Raw genomic sequence first — 25834 nt, 5'->3', positions numbered from 1 at the left:
GATCCAGCCCCGTGAACTCCGAGAGAGGATCCATGACCCAGACGACGCCTGGTTCGCCCATCGAGACCCTGCCCCAGCCCCCGGAGCTGCGGGCCCGAGCAGCCCGAGACCCCCTTCGCCCGACGTACCATTTCACCGCGCCGGCCGGCTGGCTCAACGACCCGAACGGTGTCGCCCAGCACGACGGCATCTACCATCTCTTCTACCAGCACAACCCGGAGTCCGCCGCGCATCACCGGATCCACTGGGGCCACGCCGTCTCCACCGACCTGGTCCGATGGGAGGAGCGCCCGCTGGCCCTCGTCCCCGGGGAAGGAGCTGACGAGGACGGCTGCTGGTCCGGCGTGCTGGTGCATCACGAAGGCACCCCGATGCTCGTCTACTCCGGACGGCGCGGGGAGCGGGAACTCCCCTGCCTCGCCGTCGGCTCGGCGGACATGGACCACTGGACACCGCTGCCGGATCCGGTCATCGACCACCCACCGACCGGCACCCCGCTGTCCGGCTTCCGGGACCACTGTGTGTGGCGCGAAGGCGGCCGCTGGCGGCAGCTGATCGGCAGCGGCCGCCGCGGGCTGGGAGGCTGCACGTTCCTCTATGAGTCCGAGGACCTCCGGCACTGGACGCTGCTGGGCTCCCTGGCCGAGGACACGGTCGGCGAGATCGCACTCGACGACCCGGAGTGGACCGGCACGATGTGGGAGTGCATCGACTTCTTCTCGATGGTTCCCGGCGTCGACGGCCGCACGGGTCCACCGGACGGGACCACCGGTCAGCCCCATGTGCTGATCTTCTCGGCGTGGCACGAAGGCGTCACGCTGCATCCGCTGGCCGCGGTGGGCACCTATGACGGCCGTCGCTTCCGCATCGAGCACGTCCAACGGCTTGATCTCGGCGGGCGGCACGCCTACGCCCCGCAGACGTTCGTCGACGAGTCGGGACGCCGCGTGCTGTGGGCGTGGATGCAGGAAGGGCGCAGCGAGCACGCTCAGCGGGAGGCCGGCTGGTCCGGAGCCATGGCTGCCCCTCGTCGGGTCTGGCTCGATGAGAGGCTGCATGTCTGCGTCGAGCCGGTCCAGGAGCTCACCTCCCTCCGGCAGTCTGAGACCGCCCCGCGGCAGGACGGCACGACGACCGTCCTGGCTGACTCGGTGACGGTGGACGCAGAGATCGACGTCACGATCCCGGTCGGTGAATCCGTCGAGCTCCTGCTGTTCACCACGGCAGACGGCCGAGAGCAGACCCGCGTCGTCGTGGACCGCGTCAGGCCCGGCGGGCTGCGCGTCACCATGGATCGCAGTCGCGCGAGCCTGGACCCCACCACTGACCGATCGCCGCACGCCGGCGAGGTCCTCACGGAGACCGACCGGATCCAGGTGAGGCTGCTTCTCGATGCGTCGTCGATCGAGCTGTTCGTCGAGGGGGCCTCGCTCACCAGCAGGGTCTATCCGACCCGAGCCGACGCCTCCCGGCACGAGCTGCGTCTCTCCGCCGGAGCACAGCTGCACAGTGCGCCGAGCTGGACCATGCGCGACCCCTGGACCTCGACTCACTGCCAGGACTGACGCTCTGGTCGGAAGGCCAGCCCTGCGGCACCTGACACCGCCCCACTGCATCCCAGAGGAGACATTCCCATGCGCCACACCGACCCGATGCACCGTTCCCGACGGAACGCCGAGACACGCACTCCCGACCCGACGGCGAGCCGGCCCGATCGCAGATCCGTCCTGCTGGGCGCGGGCGGAGCGCTCGGCACTGCCGCCGGGGTCGCAGGCGGTGTCCTGGGCCTGCCGAGTGCGTCCGCGAGCCCGAGGCGGCCTGACCAGGCGTCAGACCGATCCCGCCAGGCGCGGTGTTCCGACGTGCAGAGCTACCGTCCCGCGTACCACCTCAGCGTTCCTGACAACTGGAAGAACGACCCTCAGCGTCCAATCTTCCTCAACGGGGAGTACCTGTACTACTACCTGTACAACGAGGACTACCTCGAGGGAGGACACGGCACGTCCTGGCGACTGGTGACGACGACTGACCATGTCGCCTTCTCCGACCAGGGCGTCGCCATCCCGAAGTTCTCCAATGACAACGGCGACTGCTGGTCCGGCTCACTGGTCATCGACGCGGACAACACGGCCGGCTACGGCGACGGTGCGGTGATCGCACTCGTCACGCAGGCCCCGGAGGGTGTCCAGGCCCAGTTCCTCTGGTACTCCACCGACGACGGCCGGACGTTCTCCCCTGGGCCGGAGGCGCCTGTGCTGCCCAACCCAGGAGTGGAGGCCTTCCGGGATCCGAAGGTCATCTGGGACGCGGCGCGGTCGCGCTGGTTCATGGCCAACGCGGAGGGTCAGCGGCTCGGCTTCTACGCCTCGGCGGATCTGCATCGCTGGGAGGAGGTGGGTGAGTTCCGCCGTGAGGACATCGGGCTGCTGGAGTGCCCGGACATCTTCGAGATGGAGGCCTCCGACGGCAGCCGGCACTGGGTGCTCGGCACCGGCGCCAACGGAAAGTCCCGCGACCTTCCGGCCACCTACGCCTACTGGGTCGGAGAGTTCGACGGCGCCGCGTTCACCCCGGACCATGATGAGCCGCACTGGCTCGACTGGGGCTTCGACTTCTACGGTGCCGTCACCTATGCCTCCCATACGGACGACGGCGACGAGGATCCTACGCTTCGACGCGCGATCGGATGGGCGAACTTCTGGGACTATCCGCACAACACACCGAGCCTGGTGACCGACGGGTACAACGGCGACGACATGATCGTCCGCGAGATCCGGCTCGCTCCGGATGCGCACGGGGGATATCAGCTCCTCTCCACACCCGCGTCGGGCCTGGAGGACTATACGACGGCCACCCATGCGCTCGGTGATCTCACGGTCTCCGGCCATCAGGACCTCGACGTCGCCGCGCGTGCCTACGAGCTGCGGTGCACCCTGGTCTGGGACCCCGCAGATCCGCCGGCCAACATCGGCTTCGAGCTCTGCCGGGCACCGGGCGGGGGCCGCCACGTGGCCGCCGGTCTCTTCTTCGACGGCGGATTCGCCTACGTCAACCGACGGCCGACGTTCTCTCCCGGCGTCGGCGGCGAGTCACAGACTCCCATCCCCGGGAACTCCGGTGAGATGGACCTCCGGATCCTGGTGGACCACAGCAGTGTGGAGTGCTTCTTCGGTGACGGGGCCGTCGTCCATTCTCACCGGGTCTTCCCGCTCGCAGACGACGACGGGATACGGCTGTTCGTACATGGGGGTGAGGCCACAGCACGCGGGCTCACGGTGCGAGAGCTGGCAGTGCCGTGACGTGGCGGTGGCTCCGACGAGGGGTGGAACAGTTCCATCACCGCACCATCAATCGTGGATGTGACTCTTGACACTTTCCATGGGCACCTCTAGTCTGATGGAAGTTATACGAATAACTCCACCTGAGAGGACGACATGGCGACGAGACGGCAGGCGCCGACGATGTGGCAGGTCGCCGAGCGCGCAGGCGTCTCTCAGGCCACCGTGTCCCTGGTGCTCAACAAGGTCGCCGGCGGACGAGTCGCCCGGGCCACCCAGGAACGCGTCTGGGAGGCCGTCGAGGCCCTGGGCTATCGGACGAACGCCCATGCCAAGTCTCTGCGGAGCGGAGACTCCGGCATGATCGGCTTCATCTCCGATGAGGTCGCCAGCGCCCCCTTCGCCGGGCGCCTCCTGAAAGGCGCCCAGATGAAGGCCTGGGAGTCCGGGAACGTCATCCTCAGCGTGGACACCTTCGGCGAGCAGGAGCTCGAGACCGCGTCGATCGACATGATGCAGTCCTACCGCGTCCGAGGGGTCATCTACGCTGCGATGTACCACCGCCGCCTCACCGTCCCTGCAGCTCTGGCCGGACTGCCCACTGTTGTCCTCAACGCCCAGGATGAGGCCGGCGAACACAGCAGCGTCTTCCCCGACGAGCACGACGGCGGACGCCGCGCCGCCCAGCGACTCATCGATGAGGGCCACACCCGCCTGGCCATGATCAACATCCAGCCCGCGGACAGTGAGCTCCCCGCGGGCATCGGCCGCCTCACCGGATTTCGTGCCGCGCTGGAGGCCGCAGGACTCCCCTTCGACCCCGAGCTCGTCCGATACGGCACCGGAACCGTGGAGGACGGACTGCGCCACGCCGCGGACCTCGCCGCTCTGCCAGAGCCCCCCACGGGCATCTTCTGCGCCAACGACCGTACCGCCTGGGGCGCCTACCGCGCCCTGGAACAGCGCGGCCTCGGAGTGCCGGATGACTGCTCGATCGTCGGCTTCGACAACCAGGAGACGACGGCGCCGCACCTCGATCCCGGCCTGACCACGATCGAGCTACCCTTCGAAGCCATGGCCCACCGAGCCATCGACCTCCTCCTCGACTCTCCCGACACCGTCCAGCAGGCACCCACCCAGGGGCGTCTCATCGAGCGCGCCTCCGTCACCTCCCCCGCCCCTCGCACACAAGAGGTCAGTCCATGAGCACGACCCGGTCCTTCCGTCCTCCTGGCGCATCATCCACCCCACGCGCCGCTCGTCGCACGTCACGTCTGAGGCGGGCGCTGAGATCCTGGCAGTTATACGTATTACTTCTGCCGGCGATCATCCACGTGATCCTGTTCAAGTACTGGCCGATGTATGGTGCCCAGATCGCCTTCCGCAACTACAACCCCGCGGATGGCTTCGCCGGAAGCCCCTGGGCCGGCCTCGAGCACTTCGCACGATTCATCGGCTCCTTCCAGTTCGAGCGCGTGGTGATGAACACGCTGACGTTGAACTCGCTGGGACTGCTGATCGCATTCCCCGTGCCGATCATCTTGGCGCTGATCGTCAATCAGCTGCAGTCGGAGAGGTTCAAGAAGTTCACCCAGACCGTCCTCTACTCGCCGTCGTTCATCTCCGTCGTCGTGATCGTGGGCATGATCCACCTCCTGTTCTCCCCGCGCGCAGGTCTGGTCAACAACGTCATCGAACTCTTCGGCGGAGATCCGATCTTCTTCATGGGCATGCCGGAATGGTTCCGCCCCCTCTACATCGGCTCGGACATCTGGCAGAACGCCGGATTCTCCATGATCATCTACCTGGCCGCGCTGACCGCCATCAGTCCCGCTCTCCATGAGGCGGCGCGCGTCGACGGGGCCAACAAGCTGCAGCGCATCTGGCACATCGACATCCCGGGCATCATGCCCGTCGTCACGATCCTGTTCATCCTGGCCATCGGCAACCTGTTCAACCTCGGATTCGAGAAGGTCCTGCTGATGCAGACCGACCTGAACCTGCAGACCTCCGAAGTCATCCAGACCTACGTGTACTCCGTGGGGCTGCAGCAGGCCCAGTTCAGCTACTCCGCCGCCATCGGGCTGTTCAACTCACTCATCAACCTCGTCCTGCTGCTGACGTTCAACTGGATCGCCCGCAAGGCCGGCCAGTCGAGCCTCTGGTGAGGAAGGAAGCCATGACTCAGACCGTCGCACCACCCACGCTCCCACCCACCCGGAAGCTCCCCTCGTCTCCAGCCCCGCAGCCGAGGCCACGCCGATCCCTCGTCTCCCGCTACGCCGACCCGCTCTTCAACGTCATCGCCGTCGGACTGCTGCTGGTGGCCATCGTAGCCATCATCTACCCGATGTACTTCATCCTGATCGCCTCGGTCTCCGAACCCTCGGAGATCCTCAACGGCAACGTCTGGGTGGTGCCACGCGGCTTCACCCTCGAGGGGTACGTCCAGATCCTCTCGGACGCCGGCATTCTGCGCGGCTTCGCGAACTCCGTCCTGTACACCGTCGTCGGCACGGGCGTCAGCGTCGCCGTCATCCTGGCCGCCGCCTACGCCCTGTCCCGCAAGGATCTCTACGGTCGCACTCCCCTGATGCTGCTGTTCGTGATCACCATGTTCATCGACGGCGGGCTCATCGCGCGCTACCTGGTGGTCCGGGACCTCGGCATGTTGGACACCATGTGGGCTGTCGTACTGCCCGGTGCCGTCGGCGTCTGGAACCTCATCATCGCCCGCGCGTTCTTCGAGAACAACGTCCCCGGCGAGCTGCGGGACGCCGCCCAGATGGACGGCGCCAGCGACTTCCGGTTCTTCTTCAGCATCGTCCTGCCACTGTCCAAGCCCTTGATCTTCCTCATGATCATGATCCACCTGGTGGCGAACTGGAACGCTTTCTTCGACGCGCTCATCTTCCTGGACAGCGAAGACAAGTACCCGCTGCAGCTGGTGCTGCGCAACGTGCTCGTCCAGTCCGAAGTCTCCGCTGCCGGAGGGACCGGTGCCCTGGACTCGTACGCCGCGGCGCAGCGCCTGGGAGAGCTGATCAAGTACGGCATGATCGTCATCTCCACGATCCCGTTGCTCATCGTGCTGCCGTTCATGCAGAAGCACTTCACCAAGGGCGCCATGCTCGGCGCCGTCAAGAACTGAACCTGCCCCTCTTCCACCTTGTCCCCTTCTCAGAGAACTCGAGGAACAGCTATGCGCTCGCACCACTCACTGCCATCCGTCACCGCGGCACTGACCGCCATCGTCGCCCTCACGGCATGCGGCTCATCGGCAGGCACCGAACCTGTCGAGGACGCCTCTGACGAGTACGGATTCAACACCGAGGGTCTCCCGATCGTCGAAGACACGCTGACCCTGACCTTCGGCGGGACGAAGTCCGCCCTCGCCCCTGACTACGCGGAGATGGACCTGGTGCAGCAGTGGGAGGAGGACACGAACATCGCCATCACCTGGGAGAACCTCACGGGCCAGGTCTACGATGAACGCAAGAACCTGATGCTGGCCAGCGATGACCTGCCCGACGTCCTGTTCAACACCGGGCTGAGCGACGCCGAAGTCGTCACCAACGGCGCCAACGGCACCCTGCTCCCCCTGGAGGACCTGATCGAGGAGCATGCCCCGACCCTGTCCGGCATCCTGGAGGAACGACCCGACATCCGTGCGGCGATCACCGCCTCCGACGGCCACATCTATACGCTTCCCTCCGTCGAGGAGCTCGGCATCCTGCCGTACCCGAACTTCCTGTACATCAACTCCACCTGGCTGGACGAGCTGGGCCTCGACATGCCGCAGACAGTGGAGGAGTACCGTGAGGCGCTCGAGGCCTTCGCCACCGAGGATCCCAATGGCAGCGGCACCCAGGACGAGATCCCGCTGTCGTTCCGAACCGACTCTTTCGCTGCGAACCCTCACGACCTCATCGCGGCCCTGGGCGGACAGCCGACGAACAACGACCATCGCATCGTGCGCGACGACGTCGTGGAGTTCACGGCGAGCACCGAAGGATACCGGGATGGAGTCCGCGAGCTGGCCGACTGGTACGCCGACGGGCTGATCGATCCGGAGTCCTTCTCGCAGGACGACGTGGCCTATCTCGCCAAAGGCAAGTCGAACACCCCGATCCTCGGCTCCTTCATCTGGTGGGAGGCCGAAGAGATGGTGGGCGCCGACCGACTCGACGACTACGAGCTGGTCGGAGTCCTCGAGGGCCTCGACGGGCAGCAGCTGGCCAGTGTGGCCAACAATCAGGAGATCAACCGCGGGGCCATGGCCATCACCCGGGCCAACCAGTACCCGGCGGCCACGATGCGCTGGGCCGACCGGCTCTACGATCCGGTGATGTCTGCTCAGACGAACTGGGGTCCGATCGGCTCGACCCTCGAGGAGGACGAGGACGGTCTGCTGGTCCAGATCTCCCCGGAGAGCGGAGAGTCCGCCGGCGAGCGCCGTCAGCGCGTCGCCCCGGGCGGCCCCTTCATCGTCACGGCCGAGGACTTCGAGGACGTCGTCGCGCCCGAACCGCGGGCCCAGGAGCGCCAGGAGCTGGTCGCCGAACACTACGAGCCCCACCGCGCCAACGACCCCTACCCCCCGGTGATGCTCTCCAATGAGGAGTTGGACCAGGTGTCCACACGCACCGCCGACATCCACACCCTGGTGCTGGAGAAGTTCGCCACCTGGGTCACCACCGGCACCGTCGACGACGAATGGGACGGCTACCTGCAGCAGCTTGAGAGTCTGGGAGTCGATGAGGTCATCGACGCCTACCAGGGCGCCTACGACCGTTACATCGCCGACGGGGAGTCCTGAACCGGCCCCGCACCCATGACATGCCCCCCCTCCCGAGGAGAACCCCCTATGACCACGGCCGGAACCGTCCCCCTCGAAACCTCAGCCGGCACCGATGGCTGGCGCCCCGCAGCACACTTCGCCGCTCGCGACACCTGGTTGAACGACCCCAACGGGCTCCTCTTCCACGACGGCGTGTACCACCTGTACTTCCAGAACAACCCGCACGGCTCCACCTGGGGAAGCATCTCCTGGGGTCACGCGACCTCCACGGATCTGGTCACCTGGCACGAGCAGCCCGTGGCCATCGAACACACCGACGAGGAGATGGTCTTCTCCGGCAGCGCCGTGGTGGACCACCGCAACACCGCCGGGTTCGCCGGCCCCGGGGAGACCGCCCTGGTCGCGGTCTACACCTCCGCGAGCCGCACTCCCGAGGGACGGCCCCGCCAGGCGCAGTCCCTGGCCTACAGCCTCGACGGCGGATACGAGTGGACGCGGTATACGGAGAACCCGGTCCTGGACATCGGATCCGGTGAGTTCCGCGACCCCAAGGTCTTCTGGTACGGCGGTGACGACGGGCATTGGGTGATGGTCGTCGTCGAAGCGACTGACCGCCGCGTCGCCGTCTACACCTCACCGGACCTGAGGTCCTGGACCCGGACCTCGGAGTTCGGCCCGGCACACGCCACAGGAGGCGTCTGGGAGTGCCCTGACCTGTTCGAGCTGCCCGTCGAAGGAACCGCAGACTCCCGCTGGGCCATGATCGTGAGCCTCAACCCGGGAGCGATTGCCGGGGGCTCGGGGACGCAGTACTTCATCGGGGACTTCGACGGTGAACGATTCACCCCGGAGAGGCTCAGCACTTCCCAGGATCCCGCCGACTTCGACTGGTTCGACTTCGGGAGGGACTGCTACGCCGCGGTGTCGTTCTCGAACGTGCCTGATGGTCGCAGACTCATGGTCGGATGGGCCAGCAACTGGGAGTATGCGGAAGTCACCCCGACCGTCCCGTGGCGATCCGCGATGACGCTGGTGCGCGAGGTCTCCCTGGTGCGTGATCCGGATGGGCGTCATCGTCTCCGCCAGACCCCGATCGTGCCTGCCGATGCTCCGCGTCTGGTGCTCGCCGAGGAGTCTCCGGAACGGACAGCAGACGAGGCCTCGGGGTTGCTCATCTTCTCGACCACGGTCGCCGGTGACGACTCGACGACGTTTGTCCTCGACAGCGGGCCCGAATCGGCACCAGCCACGGGCCTGCGTCTCACCGTCGACGCCGCCAGCGGCCACGTCGTCTGTGACCGGACCCGCACTGGAGGGCCGGACGTGCATCCCGCCTACCCTTCTGTCGACGAGGCTCCGCTGCCCACACGCCCGAGCCACGACGACGTCGCGGTGGAGGTCCTGGTCGACGGCAGCGTGGTGGAGATCTCCGTGGACGGAGGGCTGGTGACGTTCACCGAGCTCGTCTTTCCCGAACGACCGTACCGACGCCTGACGCGCCAGAACTGACGGAGGAGGACTCCCATGCCCCAGAAGGCCACAGACTGTCATGTCCTGGTGATCGGTGAATCGTTGGTCGACATCGTCACCGACCCCACCGGCCGGCAGGAGACCCACCCGGGCGGCAGTCCCATGAACGTCGCCGTCGGCCTCGCCCGGCTGGAGGTGGACACGACACTGGCGACCCATATCGCCGACGACGGGCCCGGTGAGCTGGTCCGGGCGCATGTGGAGCGCTCCGGCGTCTCGCTGAGCCTGCTCGGTCCGGAGACCGCCAGCACCTCGACGGCCCATGCCGTGCTCGACGACGACGGCGCAGCCGAGTACTCCTTCGACGTCACCTGGGCTCCCGAGTCCTTGGACCTGGGCCGGCCCGACCTGATCCACACCGGGTCGCTCGCCACCAGCCTGGACCCAGGTGCCGACGTCGTGGAGGAGACTCTGCGCGGCACCCCGGAGGGAACGGTGGTCTCCTTCGACCCCAATGTCCGACCGTCTCTGGCACCCGCCTGGGGCGTGCTGCGCGAGCGGGTCGAACGCATCGCCTCACTCGCCCATGTGGTGAAGATGAGCGATGAGGACGCCGCCTGGCTCCACCCTGAGATGAGCGTCGAGGACCTCGTGGCCCACTACGCCGGCCTCAGCGGCGGAGTCTTCGTCCTGACCCGAGGCGCCGCAGGGTGCACCATCGGGACGCGCCGGTGGCAGGAGACCCTGCCGGCTCCGGCCGTGGACGTGGTGGACACGATCGGCGCCGGAGACGCGTTCATGTCCGGTCTGCTCTACGCCCTGCTCGAGGCTGATCTCACCGGGCCTCTGACACGGGGCGAGCCGGATCAGCAGGGTCTCCGTGCCTGTGCCCGGACTGCCCTGCGCAGCGCCGCCGTCGCGGTGTCTCGCGCGGGAGCCAACCCGCCGGGTCCGCGGGAGCTCCTCCTGACCTGAGGCCGGCCTCCGCGGCTCTCATCGTGCTCTCATGTCGCAGGACCACTCTGGAGTCACGACGTCACACCCCGGAGGTTCCCACCCATGTCCGAGTCGATTCCGTCCGCTGACTCCCCCGCCCCGGTGGTCGGCTACGTGCTGAAGATGTATCCGCGCTTCTCGGAGACGTTCGTCGTCTCGGAGATCCTGGCCCGCGAGGCCCAGGGCGAGCAGATCGTGATCTTCTCCCTGCGTCCCACCACGGACAGCCGCTTCCATCCGGAGCTCGCCCGGGTGAAGGCCCCGGTGGTGCACGTGCCGCGCCCCAGCTCGGCCACCCGCCTGTGGGACGCTCTCAGCGCCGGGCCGGCGTCGGGCGTGGCCGAGGCCTGGGAGGAGCTGCGCCGCCACAGCCATGACGACGCCGCCCAGGCCGTCGCCGTCGCACGGCTGGCCCGCGAACACGGGGTCACGCACCTCCACGCCCACTTCGCCTCGGTGGCCACCACGGTGGCGCGGCTGGCCGGGCGCATCGCCGGGCTGCCGTACTCCTTCACCGCCCACGCCAAGGACATCTTCCACCAGGATGTGGACCCGACGGACCTGAAGGCCAAGCTCGCCGACGCCCACCATGCGATCACCATCAGCGGCTACAACCTGGCCGATCTGCGCCGCCGCTTCCCCGAGGCCACCGACACTCTGCAGCTGGTGCGCAACGGCCTGGAGCTCGAGCGCTTCCCCTTCACCCCGGACCGCGCACGTGGCTCCGACCCGGCGCGGGTGCCCCGGCTGCTGGCCGTGGGCCGGCTGGTGGAGAAGAAAGGCTTCAGCCTGCTGATCGAGGCCGTGGACGTGCTGCGCTCGCGCGGGGTCGACGTCGCCGCCGACATCGCCGGGGACGGGCCGCTGGCCGCGGACCTGACCGCCCAGATCGACAGGCTCGGACTGGACGACCGCGTCCGCCTGCTGGGTCCGCTCACCCAGGCCGAGGTCTCCGCGCGACTCGGCACCGACGACGTGTTCGTCGCCCCCTTCGTGGTCGGCTCCGACGGCAACGCCGACGGACTGCCCACCGTGCTCCTGGAGGCGATGGCCCGCGGCATCCGCTGCGTGGCCGCCGACGTCACCGCCGTCGGCGAGGTGGTCGTCCCCGGCGAGACCGGGTGGCTGGTGCCCAGCGGCGACGTCGGCGCCCTGGCCGACGCCCTGGCCGACGCGGTCCAGGAGGCCGTGGCCGAGTCCTCCGTCCATGACCGGATGGTCCACCGGGCGCGCGCTCTGGTGGAGGAGCACTTCGACTCCCGCCGCCAGGCCGCCGCCCTGCGCGCCCTGGTGCCCGTGGAGCGCACCGCCGCACCAGTCGGAGGTGCCCGATGAGGATCGCCTATCTGCTCGCCGACCCGGGCATCGGTGTCTTCGGCACCAAGGGTGCCTCCGTCCACGTCCAGGAGATGGTCCGCGCCCTGCGAGCGCACGGGCACGAGGTCACCGTCTACGGCACCAAGCGCGGCGACCGCCCGGGCCGGCCGGAGACCGAATCGGTCCCTGAGGACCTGGCGGATCTGCCGGTGGTGGTCGTCCCGGTGCCCGGGGCCAAGGACGCCGCGGCGCGGGAGGCCGCCGTGGCTCAGGTGGCCGCGGAGATGGCCCAGCTGGCCGCCCTCGACGGCGCTGAGGCCGTCTACGAGCGCTACGCGCTGTTCTCCGACGCCGGCGCGCGGCTGGCCGCCCGCACCGGGATCCCCTTCGCGGTGGAGGTCAACGCCCCGCTCATCGCCGAGCAGCAGACTCACCGCAGCCTGCACGACGAGGCCTCCGCCTGGGAGGCCACGCGCCGCACCTTCGCCGCCGCCGACATCGTGGCCTGCGTCTCCGGCCCGGTGGCCGACTGGGTGCGTCAGGTGGAGGGCGACGCCGCGGTCACCGTCATCCCCAACGGGGTCAACACCGACCGCATCCGGCCTGGTCTCGGCGCCGATGCCGACACCGATGCCGAGCACCATGCTTCCCTGCGCCCCTTCACCGTGGGCTTCGTCGGCACGCTCAAACCCTGGCACGGCACCGAGATCCTGCTGCAGGCCGTGGCCGCAGCCACCGGCAATGCCGCCGACGCCGGGGGCACGCGCCCCTGGCGGCTGGAGATCTGCGGTGCCGGCCCTCAGCTGGACCCGCTGCGCGACCTGGCCCAGCGGCTGGGGCTGCAGGACTGCATCCACTTCCACGGTGCGGTGGCGCCGGCCCGTGTTCCGGAGATCCTCGGTCGCTTCGACGTCGCGGTCGCGCCCTACCCGATGCCCTCCCCTGGGGCCGAGCACTACTTCTCTCCGCTGAAGGTCTACGAGTACCTCGCCGCCGAGGTCGCCGTGGTCGCCTCCGCCGTCGGGGAGCTGCCGGAGGTCCTGGGCGACGGCGCCCACGGCCTGCTGGTCGCCCCGGGTGACGTCGACGCCCTGGCCAACGCCCTGGATCAGCTGGCCCGGCGTCCTGAACTGCGGGCCCGGCTGGCCGCCTCCGGGCGGGCCGCCGCCGTCGCTGAGCACAGCTGGCAGCACCGCTGCGCCCAGCTGCTCGCGCTGCTGCCCACTCCGGAGCACGTCGCATCCGAGCAGGTGAGCCCCCGATGAGCGCCGCCTCCGCCGCCTCCCGCCGCCAGCACCGTCAGGCCGTCTCCCGGACCCTGCGGATGCTGCTGCCGCATCTGGGCGAGCACAAGCTGCTGATCATCCTCGGGCTCATCGCCCTGGCCGGTGATGTCGCGTTCCGCATCCTGGAGCCCTGGCCGGTGAAGTTCGCCGTCGACGCCGTCACCGAGGCGCTCGGCGCCCAGCTGGCCGAGACCACCGGTCTCGCCGGGGACGTCACCACCACAGTGGTGCTGTGGGCGCTGCTGCTGGCCGGAATCGTCGGGGGGCGGGCCGTGTGCAACTACGTCTCCACCATCGCGTTCGCCAAGACCGGGGTGAAGGTGGTCACCCGGCTGCGCACCCGGGTGTTCGACCACATCCAGTCACTGTCCCTGCGCTACCACTCCACCGCCTCGGTGGGTGACACCTCTCAGCGGCTCGTGGGCGACATGGGCCGGCTGCAGGAGGTCGCGGTCACCGCAGGACTGCCGCTGGTGGGCAACGTGCTGACCCTGGTCGCCCTGTTCGTGGTGGTCATCATCATGAACCCCACGCTCTCGCTGGTGGTGCTGGTCACCGCCGGGCTGTACTTCGTGATCTCCCGGTTCTCCTCCCCGAAGATCTCCTCGGCCTCCCGAGCCACCCGCAAGGGCGAGGGCCAGCTGGTGGGGGACGCCGCCGAGGCGCTGGCCGCCATCCGCGTGGTGCAGGCCTACGGCCTCGAGTCTGTGGTGGCCTCCAGCTTCGCCGCAGGCAACGCCACCGCGTTGAAGGCCGGCATCCGAGCCCGTAAGCTCGCCGCCCGTCTGGAGCGCTCCACTGACGTGCTGGTGGGGATCTCCACCGCCGTCGTGCTCGGCTTCGGCGGCTGGCAGGTGCTGCGCGGGGTGATGACCCCCGGGGACATGGTGCTGTTCCTGATGTACCTGAAGATCGCGATGAAGCCGCTGCGGGACATGGCCAAGTACACCGGCCGCATCGCCCGAGCGGCGGCCTCCGGCGAGCGCATCGCCGACCTGCTGGACGAGCCGGTGGAGATCACCGACCCGGACCCCGCCCTGCCGATGGGGCGGGTCTCCGGCGACGTCGCGTTCTACCGCGTCACTGCCCGCGACGGCCACGGCCGGGAGCTCTTCGAGGACCTGAGCCTGCACATCCCGGCCGGTCAGCGTGTCGGCCTGCTGGGACCCTCCGGGTCCGGGAAGTCCACGCTGGCGGGCTACCTCCTGCGGCTGGCCGACCCCGACGACGGCGCAGTGCTGGTGGACGGCTGCGACACCCGGCGGGTGCGGCGGGCAGACCTGCGACGCAACATCTCCATCCTGCTGCAGGAGTCGGTGCTGTTCGCCTCCTCGGTGCGGGAGAACATCCGCTACGGACGGCTCGACGCCACCGACGACCAGGTCGAGGAGGCGGCCCGCCGGGCGGGGGCCCATGAGTTCATCCGCGCCCTGCCGCAGGGCTACGACACCGTGCTCGGCGCCCGCGGGGACACGCTCTCCGGGGGGCAGCGTCAGCGCATCGCCATCGCGCGGGCCCTGGTCCGCGACGCCCCCATCGTGGTGCTCGACGAGGCCACCACGGGCTTGGATCCGGCGTCCCGCGCCCTGGTGGAAGCCTCGCTGCGCGAGCTCACCCGAGGGCGGACCACAGTCGCCATCACGCATGATCTCAGCACCCTCCAAGGTCTGGACCGCATACTCTGGCTTCAGGACGGTCGCATCGTCGAGGACGGCTCACCGGACGAGCTGCTCGCCGACGAGTCCAGCCGGGTCGCTCGCTGGGCGTCGACCCAGCAGGAGACCTCGCCCCGGGAGAGCCCCGAGGCGGCGGCCGTCGACGGGACGGCGGGTGTGCCCGCCGCGCGGCAGCGCGCGGAGGACCCCGCCCTGGACGAGAGGGCGAATGCGTGAGCGCAGCACGAACCACAGCGGAGCCGGCACCCGAGGACGCCGCCCGGCCGCTTCAGGCGGCGCGCGGAGCGGTCTCCCCGGAGGAGCTGGAGACACCCATGGAGTCCCCGGAGATCCCCGCGGGCGCCGCCGATCCGGATGAGCAGCTCGCCCAGGCCACCTACCGCACGATGCCGGTGCCTCCGGTGAAGATCCGCGCTCCGCAGGCGCATGAGGCCGATGTCGCCGTGGCCGAGATCGCCCAGCTGGACCAGGTGGCCCAGCTGCTCGACGACGCCGCCCTGTCCAGCTGGCTGGGCATGCCGGTGCGCGGCCGGCACCTGCGGGTGAAGCCGGAGCGCAGCGTGGTGCTGGCCTGGGAGCGCACCGATGTGGACCTCACCGGCGGGGAGCCGGTGGACGTCGACGCCGAAGGTCCGGCGCACCACGGCTGGACCGTCATCTCCCGCGACCAGGACAAGTACGCCAAGTCTCTGGCCCGCGCCGAGCGAGTGGACCAGCGCCTCACCGTCCACCAGGACGAGCCCGTCTATCGGGTCTCGGGCTCCCTGTGGTCGGACCCGGCCCTGGCCCGGGAGCTGCTGGAGGCCCGTCAGGCTCTGGCCGAGACGGCCGGCGCTGAGGTGCCATGGCGGGTCCTGCGCTACAACCCCCGACGTCGGGTGGTCGCCGTCGTGGAGCTCGACGGCGGCCCCCATGTGGTGCGGGTGACCGCTGAGCCCGCCGCCGCGCAGCTGGAGACCGCCGACCGGTGGCGTCGGCTCGGAGTGCCGTTGGAGCCGGTGCGCCCGCTGGGTGACCGCGGCACCGCCCTGCTGACCCCCTGGTGGGGTCAGGGCGACCTGCTGGAGCACCCCGTGGAGTCCGCGGCGGAGACCGCCGGGACCATCGTGGCGGAGCTCCACGTCCGTTCCGGCGAGCTGGGCGAGGCTCCTGACCGGGTGCTCGACCCGGATGTGGCCGAGGCAGTCCACGCCATCGGACTCATCGCACCCTGGCTGGGCCAGCGGGCCGACATGCTCGCCGAGATGATCTCCCCGCTGGTGGAGGAGGCGGAGTCGGCCGAGCTGGTGGAGCTGCACGGCGACCTCTCCCCCGACCAGGTGCTGGTCTCCGGCGAGGACGGCTCCCGGGTGCGGATCATCGATCTGGACCGCGCCGGGCAGGGCCCCGCGATGCGCGACGTCGGCTCCTGGGTGGCGTCCTGCCGCGCGGCCGACCACGTGGAGCTGGCGGAGGCGTTCCTCCGGGGCTACCGGGAGATCACCCCCATAGATGAGGAGTCCCTGGCCGCGTGGGAGGCCTACGCCCATCTTCGCGCCGCCCTGGACCCCTTCCGCCGACGGGAGGAGAACTGGCCGCAGAAGGCCTCGCGGCGCATCTCCATGGCCGAGCGGTCGATCCACGGATGAGCGCACCCCGCACCGGGTCGGCGCTGTCGCCGCTGCCCCCGGAGCATCTGGACACCGAGGCCGGGCCGGTGACCGTGACGCGCGTGTGGCCGGAGAAGCGGTCGCCGGCCGCATCGAGTCGAACACGACTTGCGGTGGAGGCCCTTGACACCTCCGGAGCGCTGCGCGCCGGGTGGTATCACAGCGGGACCGGAGTTCTGGAGCTCTTCGAAGCGTGGAGCGACCCGCGACTGCCGCAGCTGACGGAGCTGCGTGGCCCCGGCGCCGTCGTCGTCTCTCATCGGCCGGGTCGACGGGCCGTGGTGCGTCGAAGCCCGGACGGCACCACGTCGGGTCACCAGGACGGCTCGGCCGTGGAGTTCCGCAAACTGGTGCGGCCCGGTCGTGCCCAGAGCATCCTCGACGGCGTGGCGCGCGCGGCGACCTTCGACGGCCCCTTCCGCACCCCGCGGGTGCTCGCTCATGACGAGTCCTCGGTGGCCTTCGCCGCCTTGGCCGGCGCAGGACTGCATGAGGTCAGTGAGGACGACGCCGCCGCAGGACCCGGTTGGGCCCGGGCCTGGGGCGAGGTCCTGGAGGCGTGGCGCGAGGCGGTGCTCCGCCCGGCTCCGGCATCCGGGCTGCCGGTGCATGCCCCGGGAGACGAGATCGCTGTGCTGCGCCGCTGGACGGAGCAGGCCATGCCGGTGCTGCGGACGGGCCAGGCGGAGGCGGAGCTGTTCATCGAAGCCGTGGAGTCGACCGCCGTCGCACTGCAAAGGCTGCCGCAGATGACCCCGCGGCCCGCCCACCGGGACCTGCACGACAAGCAGGTGCTCTGGTCCGCCGACCAGGGGCCAGGGCTGCTGGACGTGGACACCGCCTGTCTCGCCGACCCGGCGCTCGACCTGGGGAACCTGCGGGCGCATGCGACCTGGCGGCACCGCCAGCGCGTCTGGAGCGCGGGCCAAGCAGAGGAGGTCCTCCTGGCGGTGGACGGCACGGCCGCGGAGCTGTCCCGGGTGCTGGACTCTCCCGTGGAGGACGCCGTGGCCGTCTATGAGCAGGCCAGCCTGCTGCGTCTGCTGTGCGTCTACGCCTTCCGTCCGCGGTATGCCGCTCTGGCCGACCAGATGCGTGGCGAGCTCCACCCGGCGACCTGAACCTGGGCCGCTGGACCTGTGTCCCTCGTGTCGGGATGCGTCTCCCTGATGAATCGCGACGGCGGTTTCTATCGGTGGTCGTCCCCGCACCGGGGACAGCGCTCGGCCCGCCGCCGTCTTGTGGTCTGGACCAGGACGTAGGGTGGGCCCATGAGTGAGATCACCGAGGCCAAGAAGGCGGCCCGGGCGCGGATCCGATCAGCCCGCAGCACCCTCGACGTCACCGAGAGTGCTCGCCGCGCGGAGGCTCTGGGACGGGTGCTCGAGGAGCATGTGCCGGCCCGGGCACGCGTGGCCGCGTATCTTCCGATGGCCCACGAACCCGATGTCCGGCCGTTCCTGACCCGGCATCTGCGCCGCGGAGGCCAGGTGCTGCTCCCCCGCGTCGCGGACGATCCGGTGCCCCGCTTGGAATGGGTCAGCTGGGCCGCGCAGTCCGAGACACGACGCCACCCTGTGCTGCCTCTGGACGAACCGGTCGGCCACGCTCGGACGCTGAGTGACGTCCTGGCCGAGGGCCCGCTGCAGATGCTGCTGCCCGCCCTGGCCGTGGACACCTCCGGGCATCGCCTGGGCCAGGGCGGCGGCTACTACGACCGCATGTTCGCCGAGGTGGAGGCCGCTGACCTGCGTGAGCAGGTGTCCGCCTGGGCGGTGGTGGGACCGGAAGAGGTCCTGCCAGCCGGGTCCTTCCCCGTGGAGCCCCATGACCTCGCGGTCGACGCGGTGGTGACGCCCGAGGGGCTCCGCAGACTCCGCTGACCCGCCGGCGCCTCGCGGCGGTATAGAATCAGTGGTCGGCAGATGTCCATGCGGCGGCACCCGACCGGTGAGCCTGCCGACTGTCCCCTGACTGAGGAATCCGATGCCCACGTACTCCTACGCCTGCAAGGCCTGCGGCCACGCCTTCGACATCGTCCAGTCGTTCAGCGACGACTCGCTGACCGTGTGCCCGGAGTGCTCGGGCACACTGCGCAAGAAGTTCGGCAGCGTGGGGGTGACCTTCAAGGGATCGGGCTTCTACCGCACCGACTCGCGCGGCTCCTCCTCCAGCTCCGAGTCGTCCTCCAGCCCCTCCTCCAGCTCCTCCTCGGCGCCCAAGCCCGCTGCGGCCTCCGCCACGGCCGACTGAGGCACCGGCCCTCGACGTCGGGCCTGCCCTCACCCCACCAGGCTCAGATGCAGACGCCCCTCGTGGGCTGCCTGCGCGATGTCCTGGGCCGTGGACGGATCCACCCCGACGACCAGCACCTGACCGGCGTCGCCGGCCTGCGGAAACCAGTCGTCGCTCTCGCCTGAGGGGACCCACAGCACCAGCGCGGCACGGGCCACAGTCCGCGAGGAGGTGCCGTCCTCCAGCGACTCGGAGGAGAGGATCACGTCCACCCGCTGGCCCGGGCTGAGCATCCCCACCAGCGCCGTGTCCGCCGGGCGCACCGGCACCGCCACATGGTCCTCGGGCTGGCCCGCCAGCAGCCCCGGGCCGACCAGCTGCGACGGCAGGACCATCGCCCCGCGAGGCAGCGGGACGGCTGCCTGGCGGCCCAGCAGATCCTCCACGCGGACCGGCTCCTCGCCCGGTACGGCCTCGGCGTCCACCGAGACCTCCTCCAGCACGGCGGCCGTCAACTCATCCCCGGCCGAGACATCCTGGGTCACCCGCACCGCCGTCGCCGTCTCCCCACGGGACTCCACACCCGAGGCGAGCCCGGCCAGCACCGCACCCAGCGCGCAGAGCAGCGCCAGGGGAACCCGCAGACGCCGCAGCCTGAGGCCCAAGCCTCCTCCGCGCAGCCTGCGCGCCACCCGTGGAGGGCGACGTCGGACGCCTGAACGGGGCGGCGTCGGGAATCCCGGTCTCTGGGCCTGTGCACGACGGCTCCGCCGCGTGATCGCGCCGGCAGCGGTCCCCGCGGATCGTCGGGCAGCGACCGCGCTGCGGGAGTCGGCGGGTCCGGCGGATCCGCTGGGGCGCGGCGGCGGTGGGAGGCGAGCAGGTCCTGCGGTGAGCGTCATGCCCTCCACCCTGTCGCTCACAGACCCACACGACGAGAACGTCGGGCGAGGCTGTGGATCGTCGCGCGTGTCAGCGCCGCACGCGACGGACCTGTGGAGGAACACCCCACCAGCGTCGAGGACTCAGTCCCAGTGGGGTGGGCGCTGCTCCAGGATCCATCGATCCCGCGCGCTCAGGGGCGACTTCCGGTCAGGGTCAGTCCCTCCGGAGCCTGACGCCCCCTTCGAGGCCGGGGCCGCATCGTCCTGCGCAGAGTCTTCCAGCGAGGCGGGGATGAACGCCTGCGACTCGGTCTCCTCCGGCTGCCCGGAGGTGGCGGGCGCGATCACGCGACGCCGTCCCCGGCGTCCCGAGCGCTGCGCCCCCGCCCCGTCCGGATCCGTGCCGTCGGGAGCCGGGCCGTCCAGATCCGTGCCGTCGGGCGCGTCGGCCGCAGGCGTCATCGCACCCACTTGCCGCGCTCCCGCGGCGGGGCCCAGGTGGTGGCACGCCGATGCGAATCTTCGTCCTCCGCGTCGGCGGCTCCGCCGAAGCGAACCCGCGCCCCGGCACCGTCGCGCGGCAGCCGCTCCGCCAGCGCTCCGGTGGTGTTCAGCGCGATCCGTCCATGCTCGGCGAACTCGGGACCGGCGGCCAGGCCCACCTTCTCCGCGACCACCTCGGTGCAGCGGATCGGATCGGAGAACACCTCGATGGTCCACAGCACCAGATAGTGCCAGCCCAGCGCCTCGAAGGCAGCAGGCCGCTGCCGGGAACGTTCACGCACACTCATCGCCGCGTAGGTGTCCGTGCCGTCGGAGACCATCGCCAGCGGCACCACCGGTGACTGCGGGCTGATCTTCCGCGGGCAGGCCGCCAGATCCAGCGTGCCGCGGAATCCGTCCTCCACACGACCCCCGCGAGCACGGATCCGGTCCACCAGGTCCAGCACCAGCGGGTCCTTCAGGGAACCAGAGCCGGAGGGGTTGTCCTCTGCACGCAGACCCAGCTCGATCAGGCGCCGCATCAGAGCGGCTCCCGACTCCAGCCGGGCAGGATCCAGGTCCTCGGGCGCCAGAGACGTCACCACGGTCAGCTCGCCGCGCGCCCGCGTCGTCGCCACGGCGAACAGCTCTTCGCCGCGCGGCTCGGAGAGCTCTCCGAAGTGATGCACCGGTTCACCCTTGATGCTGCGCCCATAGCCGAGCGAGAAGATCACTCGGTCCCGCACCAGATGGTGAGCACGTTCCACCGGGGCGACGACGAAGCTCTCCCCCTCGTCAGAGTCGAAGAAGGGCCGCGCCCAGCTGTGATTGGCCAGGTTCACCCGGATCGCATCCGCCACGCGCCGAGCATGCCACTCGGAGCCGGTGACCACCGCCAGCGACCGGTCCTTGCTGGTGCGCACGTGGTCGAAGACCATGTCCACCACCCGGTTGACCTCCACGGTCGGAGACTCCACCGAGTCGCGTGCCCCCGGTCGGCCCAGGGCGTCACCGAGGTGCTCCACCACCAGACGGCGGCCCTGCCCGGTCAGCTGGGCGGCATCGGGCAGACGCTCCAGATCCCCCTCGTAGAGCGCTTCGGAGAGCAGCTCGGTCAGCTCCTGGTCCACACCCCTGTGCACCCGGCGCAGCCGGTGCTGCGGGAGCACCTCGGCCAGCTCCGCGAAGATCGACGTCGGCACCTGCTGCCCCGCCTCGCGGGCCGCGGGATCCGCCGACACGTGGAAGGGCTTCGGGGTGCCGGAGACGGGGTCGCCGAAGGCGATGACCTGCTCGGCCCGGGAGATCGGGCCCAGCGCGGCCGGCACCGACAGCGTCTCCGCGTCCAGCAGGATGACCGTGTCGAAGCGGGCCTGGGCCGGGAACTGCTCGGCCACACCCAACGGAGAGCTGGTCCATACCGGCACCAGCGGCTGGGTGAGCGCGCTGTCGACGGCGTCCAGCCCGGTCACGGTGGGCTCACCGTCGCGCAGCAGCTCCTTGAGCCGGGCCGCAGCCTCCGGGTGGGACTCGACGGCGGACTTCCAGCGCACCGCCAGCGCGTGGGTCAGCCGCTGCGCGCCGGTCTCCACATGGGCGGCGTCGGCGGCCCGGAACTCGGCCTCGATGCTGCGGAGATTCTCCCCGGTGGTCATGGCCAGGTAGTCGTCGCCCGAGATCATCGCCTCCAGCGCGGACTGCCACCAGGCCAGCTCCAGCTCGTCGGCGACACGCTCGGCGGGGACCTCGCGGGCGGAGAAGTCGTCCATCAGCTCACGGAAGCCCTGCTCACGCAGCTGCTCCGTGACCAGGGTGCGCTCCGGCAGCGTCTCCAAGGGCTTCTCATCCTCGGCGAGAGTCTCCACCGTGGAGATCATCTCCTCGGCCGGCATGTCCAGCAGATCCCGGTCGGCGTCGTCCTCAGGATCCACCGGCCGCAGCACGCCCACCAGCTTCTCCAGCCGAGTCTGCACATGCCCGATCATGTCGGCCAGCCGGTCCAGGCTCTTGGGCACCTTCGGCTGGGAGTCCTCCACGGCGTGCCGGGACCACTCCTCCCGCTCGGTCTGCACCTCGATCAGCGAGGAGTGCAGATCGTTGATCGACACCCCGGGGCGGACATACTCCTTGGCGACCCGACGCAGCCGGGAGCGTGCCATGGAGCTCATCTCGATCTCGTGCTGGCGGCGCCACCAGCCGGGTGCGGTGGCGGCGATCAGGTCGTCGACCGGCTTGGCATAGACGTCATGGCTGAACCGGCCCAGCGACTCCTGGACCCGCTGGAACAGCAGCACCTGGGCGTGCCAGTCGGTGAAGCTCTCCCCCATCCTCAGGCCGGTCACCGCGGTGGCGACCTCCATCTGCGCCTTCAGCTTGGGGAGCTCCTCGCGGAGATCCTTCACCAGGGCCATCGCGTCCTCGGTCTCCTGGCGATTCCGCAGCCGGGCGTTGTACCAAGGGCTGTTCCGGGTCTCCGAATCGAAGGCGCCCAGCTCCGCGGCGCGACGCAGCTTCACCGTCACCTGGCTGCGGTCCACCGTGTTGTCCAGCACCGAGCGCTTCAGCCGCACGGCGGTCGACGGCGCCGGGTTCAGCGAGGTCAGTGCGGCCAGGGCCTGCATGGCCTGGTAGGGCGAGCAGTTCCAGCGGGAGCGCACATTGTGCAGGGACTTCACGTGGTCCAGCAGCTGATGCCGCCGGTCCACGAGACGCTGATGCAGGGCGGCCAGGCGCGGGGGCTCCGCCCGTTCGGCACGTTTGATGGCCCGCACCATCTGCTCCCGCAGGTCCTCGCCCGTGGTGGAGGCCGGCACGTGCAGCGCCAGCGTCCCCAGCCGGGCGTCCTTCAGACGACGGCGGAGCTCCTCCAGAGTGGAGGTGCGCTCAGCGACCACCAGCGTGCGGCGGCCGGTCCAGGCCAGAGCCGCCACCGTGTTGATCGCCGTCTGGGTCTGGCCGCTCCCTGGAGGGGCCGAGACCACTATCGAGGCTCCGGCCTCGACGGCGTCCAGCACGGCCTGCTGATCCGGGTCGGCGTCGAGGACGAGCTTCTCCTCCCGGGGGTCCCGCTCGTCCACCGGAGGGGCCTGAACCTCGGGTCCGGCCAGGCGGTCGGAGGTCGCCAGCACACGCAGCACCGGGTGCTCGCGGTCGAGGGCCTCCGGGTTTCCCAGGTCGGCGAGGTCCGCGAAGGTGGAGATGTAGGTCTGTCGCCACACCTGCAGGGCATCCACGGAGTCGGCCACCAGGCGGCTGAGCAGCTCAGCGGTCCGGACAGGGTCGAAGCGGGCTGTGGCGTAGCCTGCGGCGTGGAACTCCTCCGCGTCCAGCGTGATGCCGTGCCGGCGGTCCATGTGGCGAGCCAGGGCGGGATTCAGCCGGGCGGGCGCGGAGAACTGGATCTCGTAGTCGTCGTTGTCCGGGCGGGGCCTCAGCGTGATCGGCACCAGCATCACCGGAGCGGTGAACTGCTCGGCGCCGGCGTCGGTGGTCTCGGTCCAGGAGGCGATGCCCGCAGCGAGGAAGCCGACGTCGATGCCACGCTCCTCGGCCATCTCCCGCACCTTGGCGCGGATGCCTCGAGCGGCCTCGCGTCCGGCGGCGAACGCGCCGGATTCGTTGAGCAGAGTGGACAGCCGCGTCCGTCGGCCGGCCAGCAGCTGCATGAGCCCGGAGGAGTTCGACTCGGTGAGGTCGACGGCATTGTGCTGGGAGGGGGTGAACCGCAGCATCGTGTCGTTCTCCGTGCCGGAGTGCAGCGCCTCCACCCAGGCCGTCACCGGGTCGTCGGCCTGCGAGGTGCGGATCTCCGCGAGCTCGCTCTGCGTGAACTCGGAGGTGTCAGCCGGCTGGAAGTCATCGGATGACGCCTCGGCCGACTCCTCGGCCTCGGCCGCGGCTTCGATCTCCTCCGCGGACAGCTGGGTCCTCTCCTCAGACGTGGACTCGTCTCTGCTCACTTCTGACCTTCCGGCAGGATCACCTTCACATGGACGTGTGATGCTAGATCATTCCCATTCGATAGTCCCCGGGGGCTTCGAGGTCACATCGAGAGTTACCCGGTTGATCTCCTGGACCTCATTGGTGATGCGGTTGGAGATGCGGGCCAGCAGGTCGAAGGGCAGGCGCGACCAGTCAGCGGTCATCGCATCCTCGGAGCTGACCGGTCGCAGCACGACCGGGTGCCCATAGGTGCGACCGTCACCCTGGACGCCCACTGAGCGAACATCGGCGAGAAGCACCACGGGCATCTGCCAGACCTCGCCGTCCAGGCCCGCGGCGGTGAGCTCCTCACGGGCGATGGCGTCGGCGCGGCGCAGGATGTCCAGACGCTCGGCGGTGACCTCTCCGATGATACGGATGCCCAGCCCCGGCCCCGGGAACGGCTGGCGCTGGACGATCTCCGCGGGCAGCCCCAGCTCGGCGCCCACGGCACGCACCTCGTCCTTGAAGAGGCTGCGCAGCGGCTCGACGAGCTTGAACTGCATGTCCTCGGGCAGCCCGCCCACATTGTGGTGAGACTTGATGTTGGCCGCACCCTCGCCGCCGCCGGACTCGACGACGTCGGGGTAGAGGGTGCCCTGGACGAGGAACTCCACGCGAGCACCCTCGGCGGCGGCCTCCTGCAGCACGGCGGCCTCCGCGGCCTCGAAGGCGCGGATGAACTCGCGGCCGATGATCTTGCGCTTCTGCTCCGGATCCGTCACCCCGGCCAGAGCGCCGAGGAAGCGGTCACGCTCGTCGGCCACATGCAGCTTCGCCCCGGTGGCGGCGACGAAGTCCCGCTCCACCTGATCGGCCTCGCCCTCACGCAGCAGTCCGTGATCGATGAACACACAGGTCAGCTGCTCGCCGACGGCCTTCTGGACCAGGGCGGCGGCGACGGCGGAGTCGACGCCGCCGGAGAGCCCACAGATGACCCGGGCGTCGCCGACCTGCTCGCGGATCGCCGCGACCTGCTCCTCGACGATGTTGCCGGTGGTCCACTCCGGGGTCAGGCCGGCGCCGTCGTAGAGGAAGTTCTCCAGCACCCGCTGGCCCTGCGGGGAGTGCTTGACCTCCGGGTGCCACTGGACGCCGTAGAGCCGACGCGCCTCGTCGGCGAAGGCCGCCACAGGGGCGCCGTCGGAGCAGGCCAGGACCTCGAAGCCCTCCGGTGCACGCTGCACCGAGTCCGAATGGGACATCCAGGTGGTCTGCACCGTGTCGGTGCCGTCCAGCAGCGAGTGCGGCGCCGTGGTGGAGCGCACCTCCGTCTTGCCGTACTCACGATCGCCGGTGCGGGCGACCTCCCCGCCCAGGGCGTGGGCCATGGCCTGGAATCCGTAGCAGATCCCGAGCACGGGGATGCCGGCCTCGAAGAGCGCGGACTCCACCGCCGGGGCGCCCTCGGCGTACACGCTGGAGGGGCCGCCGGAGAGGATGACCGCCGAGGGGCGACGATCGATGATCTCCTGGGCCGAGAGCGTGTGCGGGACGACCTCGGAGTAGACGCGCGCCTCACGGACGCGGCGGGCGATCAGCTGGGCGTACTGGGCGCCGTAGTCGACCACCAGCACGGTCTGCGCGCTGTGGGCCGGGCGTTCGGCGGCGGGGGCGGGGCTCTCAGATGTCACCCGACCATCCTACCGGTGACTCCCCACCCCTGCTGGGCACTCCCTGCTGGGCACTGACCGCGGGGCACCGTCGGGCGTCCTCACTGTTTGACGGAGCCCAGCATGATCCCCCGCACGAAGTACTTCTGCAGGAACGGATACAGA

General features: G+C 70.0%; 19 protein-coding genes. 15 read left to right on the top strand and 4 right to left on the bottom strand.

Going from position 1 to position 25834, the window contains the following annotated elements; translation table 11 throughout:
- Window positions 1-32 precede the first annotated feature (32 nt).
- The 15 genes from SD455_RS06850 (at window position 33) to SD455_RS06780 (ending at window position 18726) form a co-directional block, all read left to right on the top strand.
- Complete coding sequence (locus tag SD455_RS06850) at window positions 33-1565, top strand: glycoside hydrolase family 32 protein (RefSeq protein WP_085437774.1); 1533 nt, start codon at window positions 33-35, stop codon at window positions 1563-1565.
- Between the two features lie 297 nt (window positions 1566-1862).
- Window positions 1863-3299: a glycoside hydrolase family 32 protein gene (locus SD455_RS06845; protein ID WP_445507618.1), complete on the top strand. Its 1437-nt coding sequence runs from the start codon at window positions 1863-1865 to the stop codon at window positions 3297-3299.
- Between the two features lie 135 nt (window positions 3300-3434).
- Window positions 3435-4484 carry a LacI family DNA-binding transcriptional regulator gene (locus tag SD455_RS06840; RefSeq protein WP_070162009.1) on the top strand — a complete coding sequence of 350 codons (1050 nt, stop codon included), beginning with the start codon at window positions 3435-3437 and terminating at the stop codon, window positions 4482-4484.
- A gap of 128 nt (window positions 4485-4612) precedes the next feature.
- On the top strand, window positions 4613-5446 hold the full coding sequence (locus SD455_RS06835; RefSeq protein WP_237090135.1) for an ABC transporter permease: 834 nt from the start codon (window positions 4613-4615) through the stop codon (window positions 5444-5446).
- 11 nt (window positions 5447-5457) lie between these two features.
- Entirely contained in the window at window positions 5458-6429 is a 972-nt protein-coding gene (locus SD455_RS06830) for a carbohydrate ABC transporter permease (RefSeq protein ID WP_083277740.1), read from the top strand.
- Window positions 6430-6480: 51 nt separating this feature from the next.
- Window positions 6481-8097, top strand: a complete 1617-nt coding sequence (locus tag SD455_RS06825) for an ABC transporter substrate-binding protein (protein WP_445507617.1) — start codon at window positions 6481-6483, stop codon at window positions 8095-8097.
- 48 nt (window positions 8098-8145) lie between these two features.
- Entirely contained in the window at window positions 8146-9588 is a 1443-nt protein-coding gene (locus SD455_RS06820) for a GH32 C-terminal domain-containing protein (protein WP_445507616.1), read from the top strand.
- Window positions 9589-9603: 15 nt separating this feature from the next.
- Window positions 9604-10524, top strand: coding sequence for a carbohydrate kinase family protein (locus tag SD455_RS06815; protein WP_445507615.1), 921 nt, complete (start codon window positions 9604-9606; stop codon window positions 10522-10524).
- A gap of 84 nt (window positions 10525-10608) precedes the next feature.
- On the top strand, window positions 10609-11880 hold the full coding sequence (locus SD455_RS06810; protein ID WP_445507614.1) for a glycosyltransferase family 4 protein: 1272 nt from the start codon (window positions 10609-10611) through the stop codon (window positions 11878-11880).
- Window positions 11877-13127 (top strand): glycosyltransferase family 4 protein, encoded by a 1251-nt coding sequence (locus tag SD455_RS06805; RefSeq protein WP_445507613.1) that lies wholly within the window; start codon window positions 11877-11879, stop codon window positions 13125-13127. Before SD455_RS06810 ends, SD455_RS06805 begins: the two co-directional genes overlap by 4 nt.
- A complete protein-coding gene (locus SD455_RS06800; protein WP_085437771.1) occupies window positions 13124-15040 on the top strand; it encodes an ABC transporter ATP-binding protein in 1917 nt (638 codons plus the stop codon). Before SD455_RS06805 ends, SD455_RS06800 begins: the two co-directional genes overlap by 4 nt.
- Complete coding sequence (locus SD455_RS06795) at window positions 15037-16452, top strand: phosphotransferase (RefSeq protein WP_445507612.1); 1416 nt, start codon at window positions 15037-15039, stop codon at window positions 16450-16452. Before SD455_RS06800 ends, SD455_RS06795 begins: the two co-directional genes overlap by 4 nt.
- Complete coding sequence (locus tag SD455_RS06790; RefSeq protein ID WP_311025983.1) at window positions 16449-17594, top strand: phosphotransferase family protein; 1146 nt, start codon at window positions 16449-16451, stop codon at window positions 17592-17594. The genes SD455_RS06795 and SD455_RS06790 overlap by 4 nt, the downstream gene beginning before the upstream one ends.
- 150 nt (window positions 17595-17744) lie before the next feature.
- Window positions 17745-18356 (top strand): 5-formyltetrahydrofolate cyclo-ligase, encoded by a 612-nt coding sequence (locus SD455_RS06785; RefSeq protein WP_445507611.1) that lies wholly within the window; start codon window positions 17745-17747, stop codon window positions 18354-18356.
- 103 nt (window positions 18357-18459) lie between these two features.
- Window positions 18460-18726, top strand: a complete 267-nt coding sequence (locus SD455_RS06780; RefSeq protein ID WP_070159051.1) for an FmdB family zinc ribbon protein — start codon at window positions 18460-18462, stop codon at window positions 18724-18726.
- Window positions 18727-18755: 29 nt separating this feature from the next.
- Here SD455_RS06780 and cpaB read toward each other — a convergent pair whose 3' ends face one another.
- The 4 genes from cpaB to guaA form a co-directional block, all read right to left on the bottom strand.
- Entirely contained in the window at window positions 18756-19373 is a 618-nt protein-coding gene (gene cpaB / locus SD455_RS06775) for a Flp pilus assembly protein CpaB (protein WP_311025985.1), read from the bottom strand.
- A gap of 360 nt (window positions 19374-19733) precedes the next feature.
- Entirely contained in the window at window positions 19734-20054 is a 321-nt protein-coding gene (locus SD455_RS06770; RefSeq protein ID WP_445507610.1) for a hypothetical protein, read from the bottom strand.
- Window positions 20051-24034: a DUF4011 domain-containing protein gene (locus tag SD455_RS06765; RefSeq protein ID WP_445507609.1), complete on the bottom strand. Its 3984-nt coding sequence runs from the start codon at window positions 24032-24034 to the stop codon at window positions 20051-20053. Before SD455_RS06765 ends, SD455_RS06770 begins: the two co-directional genes overlap by 4 nt.
- Before the next feature lie 48 nt (window positions 24035-24082).
- The gene (gene guaA / locus SD455_RS06760; protein ID WP_085437945.1) at window positions 24083-25633 is read right to left on the bottom strand and encodes a glutamine-hydrolyzing GMP synthase; all 1551 of its coding nucleotides are present in this window, start codon (window positions 25631-25633) and stop codon (window positions 24083-24085) included.
- Window positions 25634-25834: the final 201 nt, after the last annotated feature.

The organism is Nesterenkonia sp. K-15-9-6 (assembly GCF_052656005.1).
This window is presented reverse-complemented; position numbering and strand designations above follow the sequence as displayed.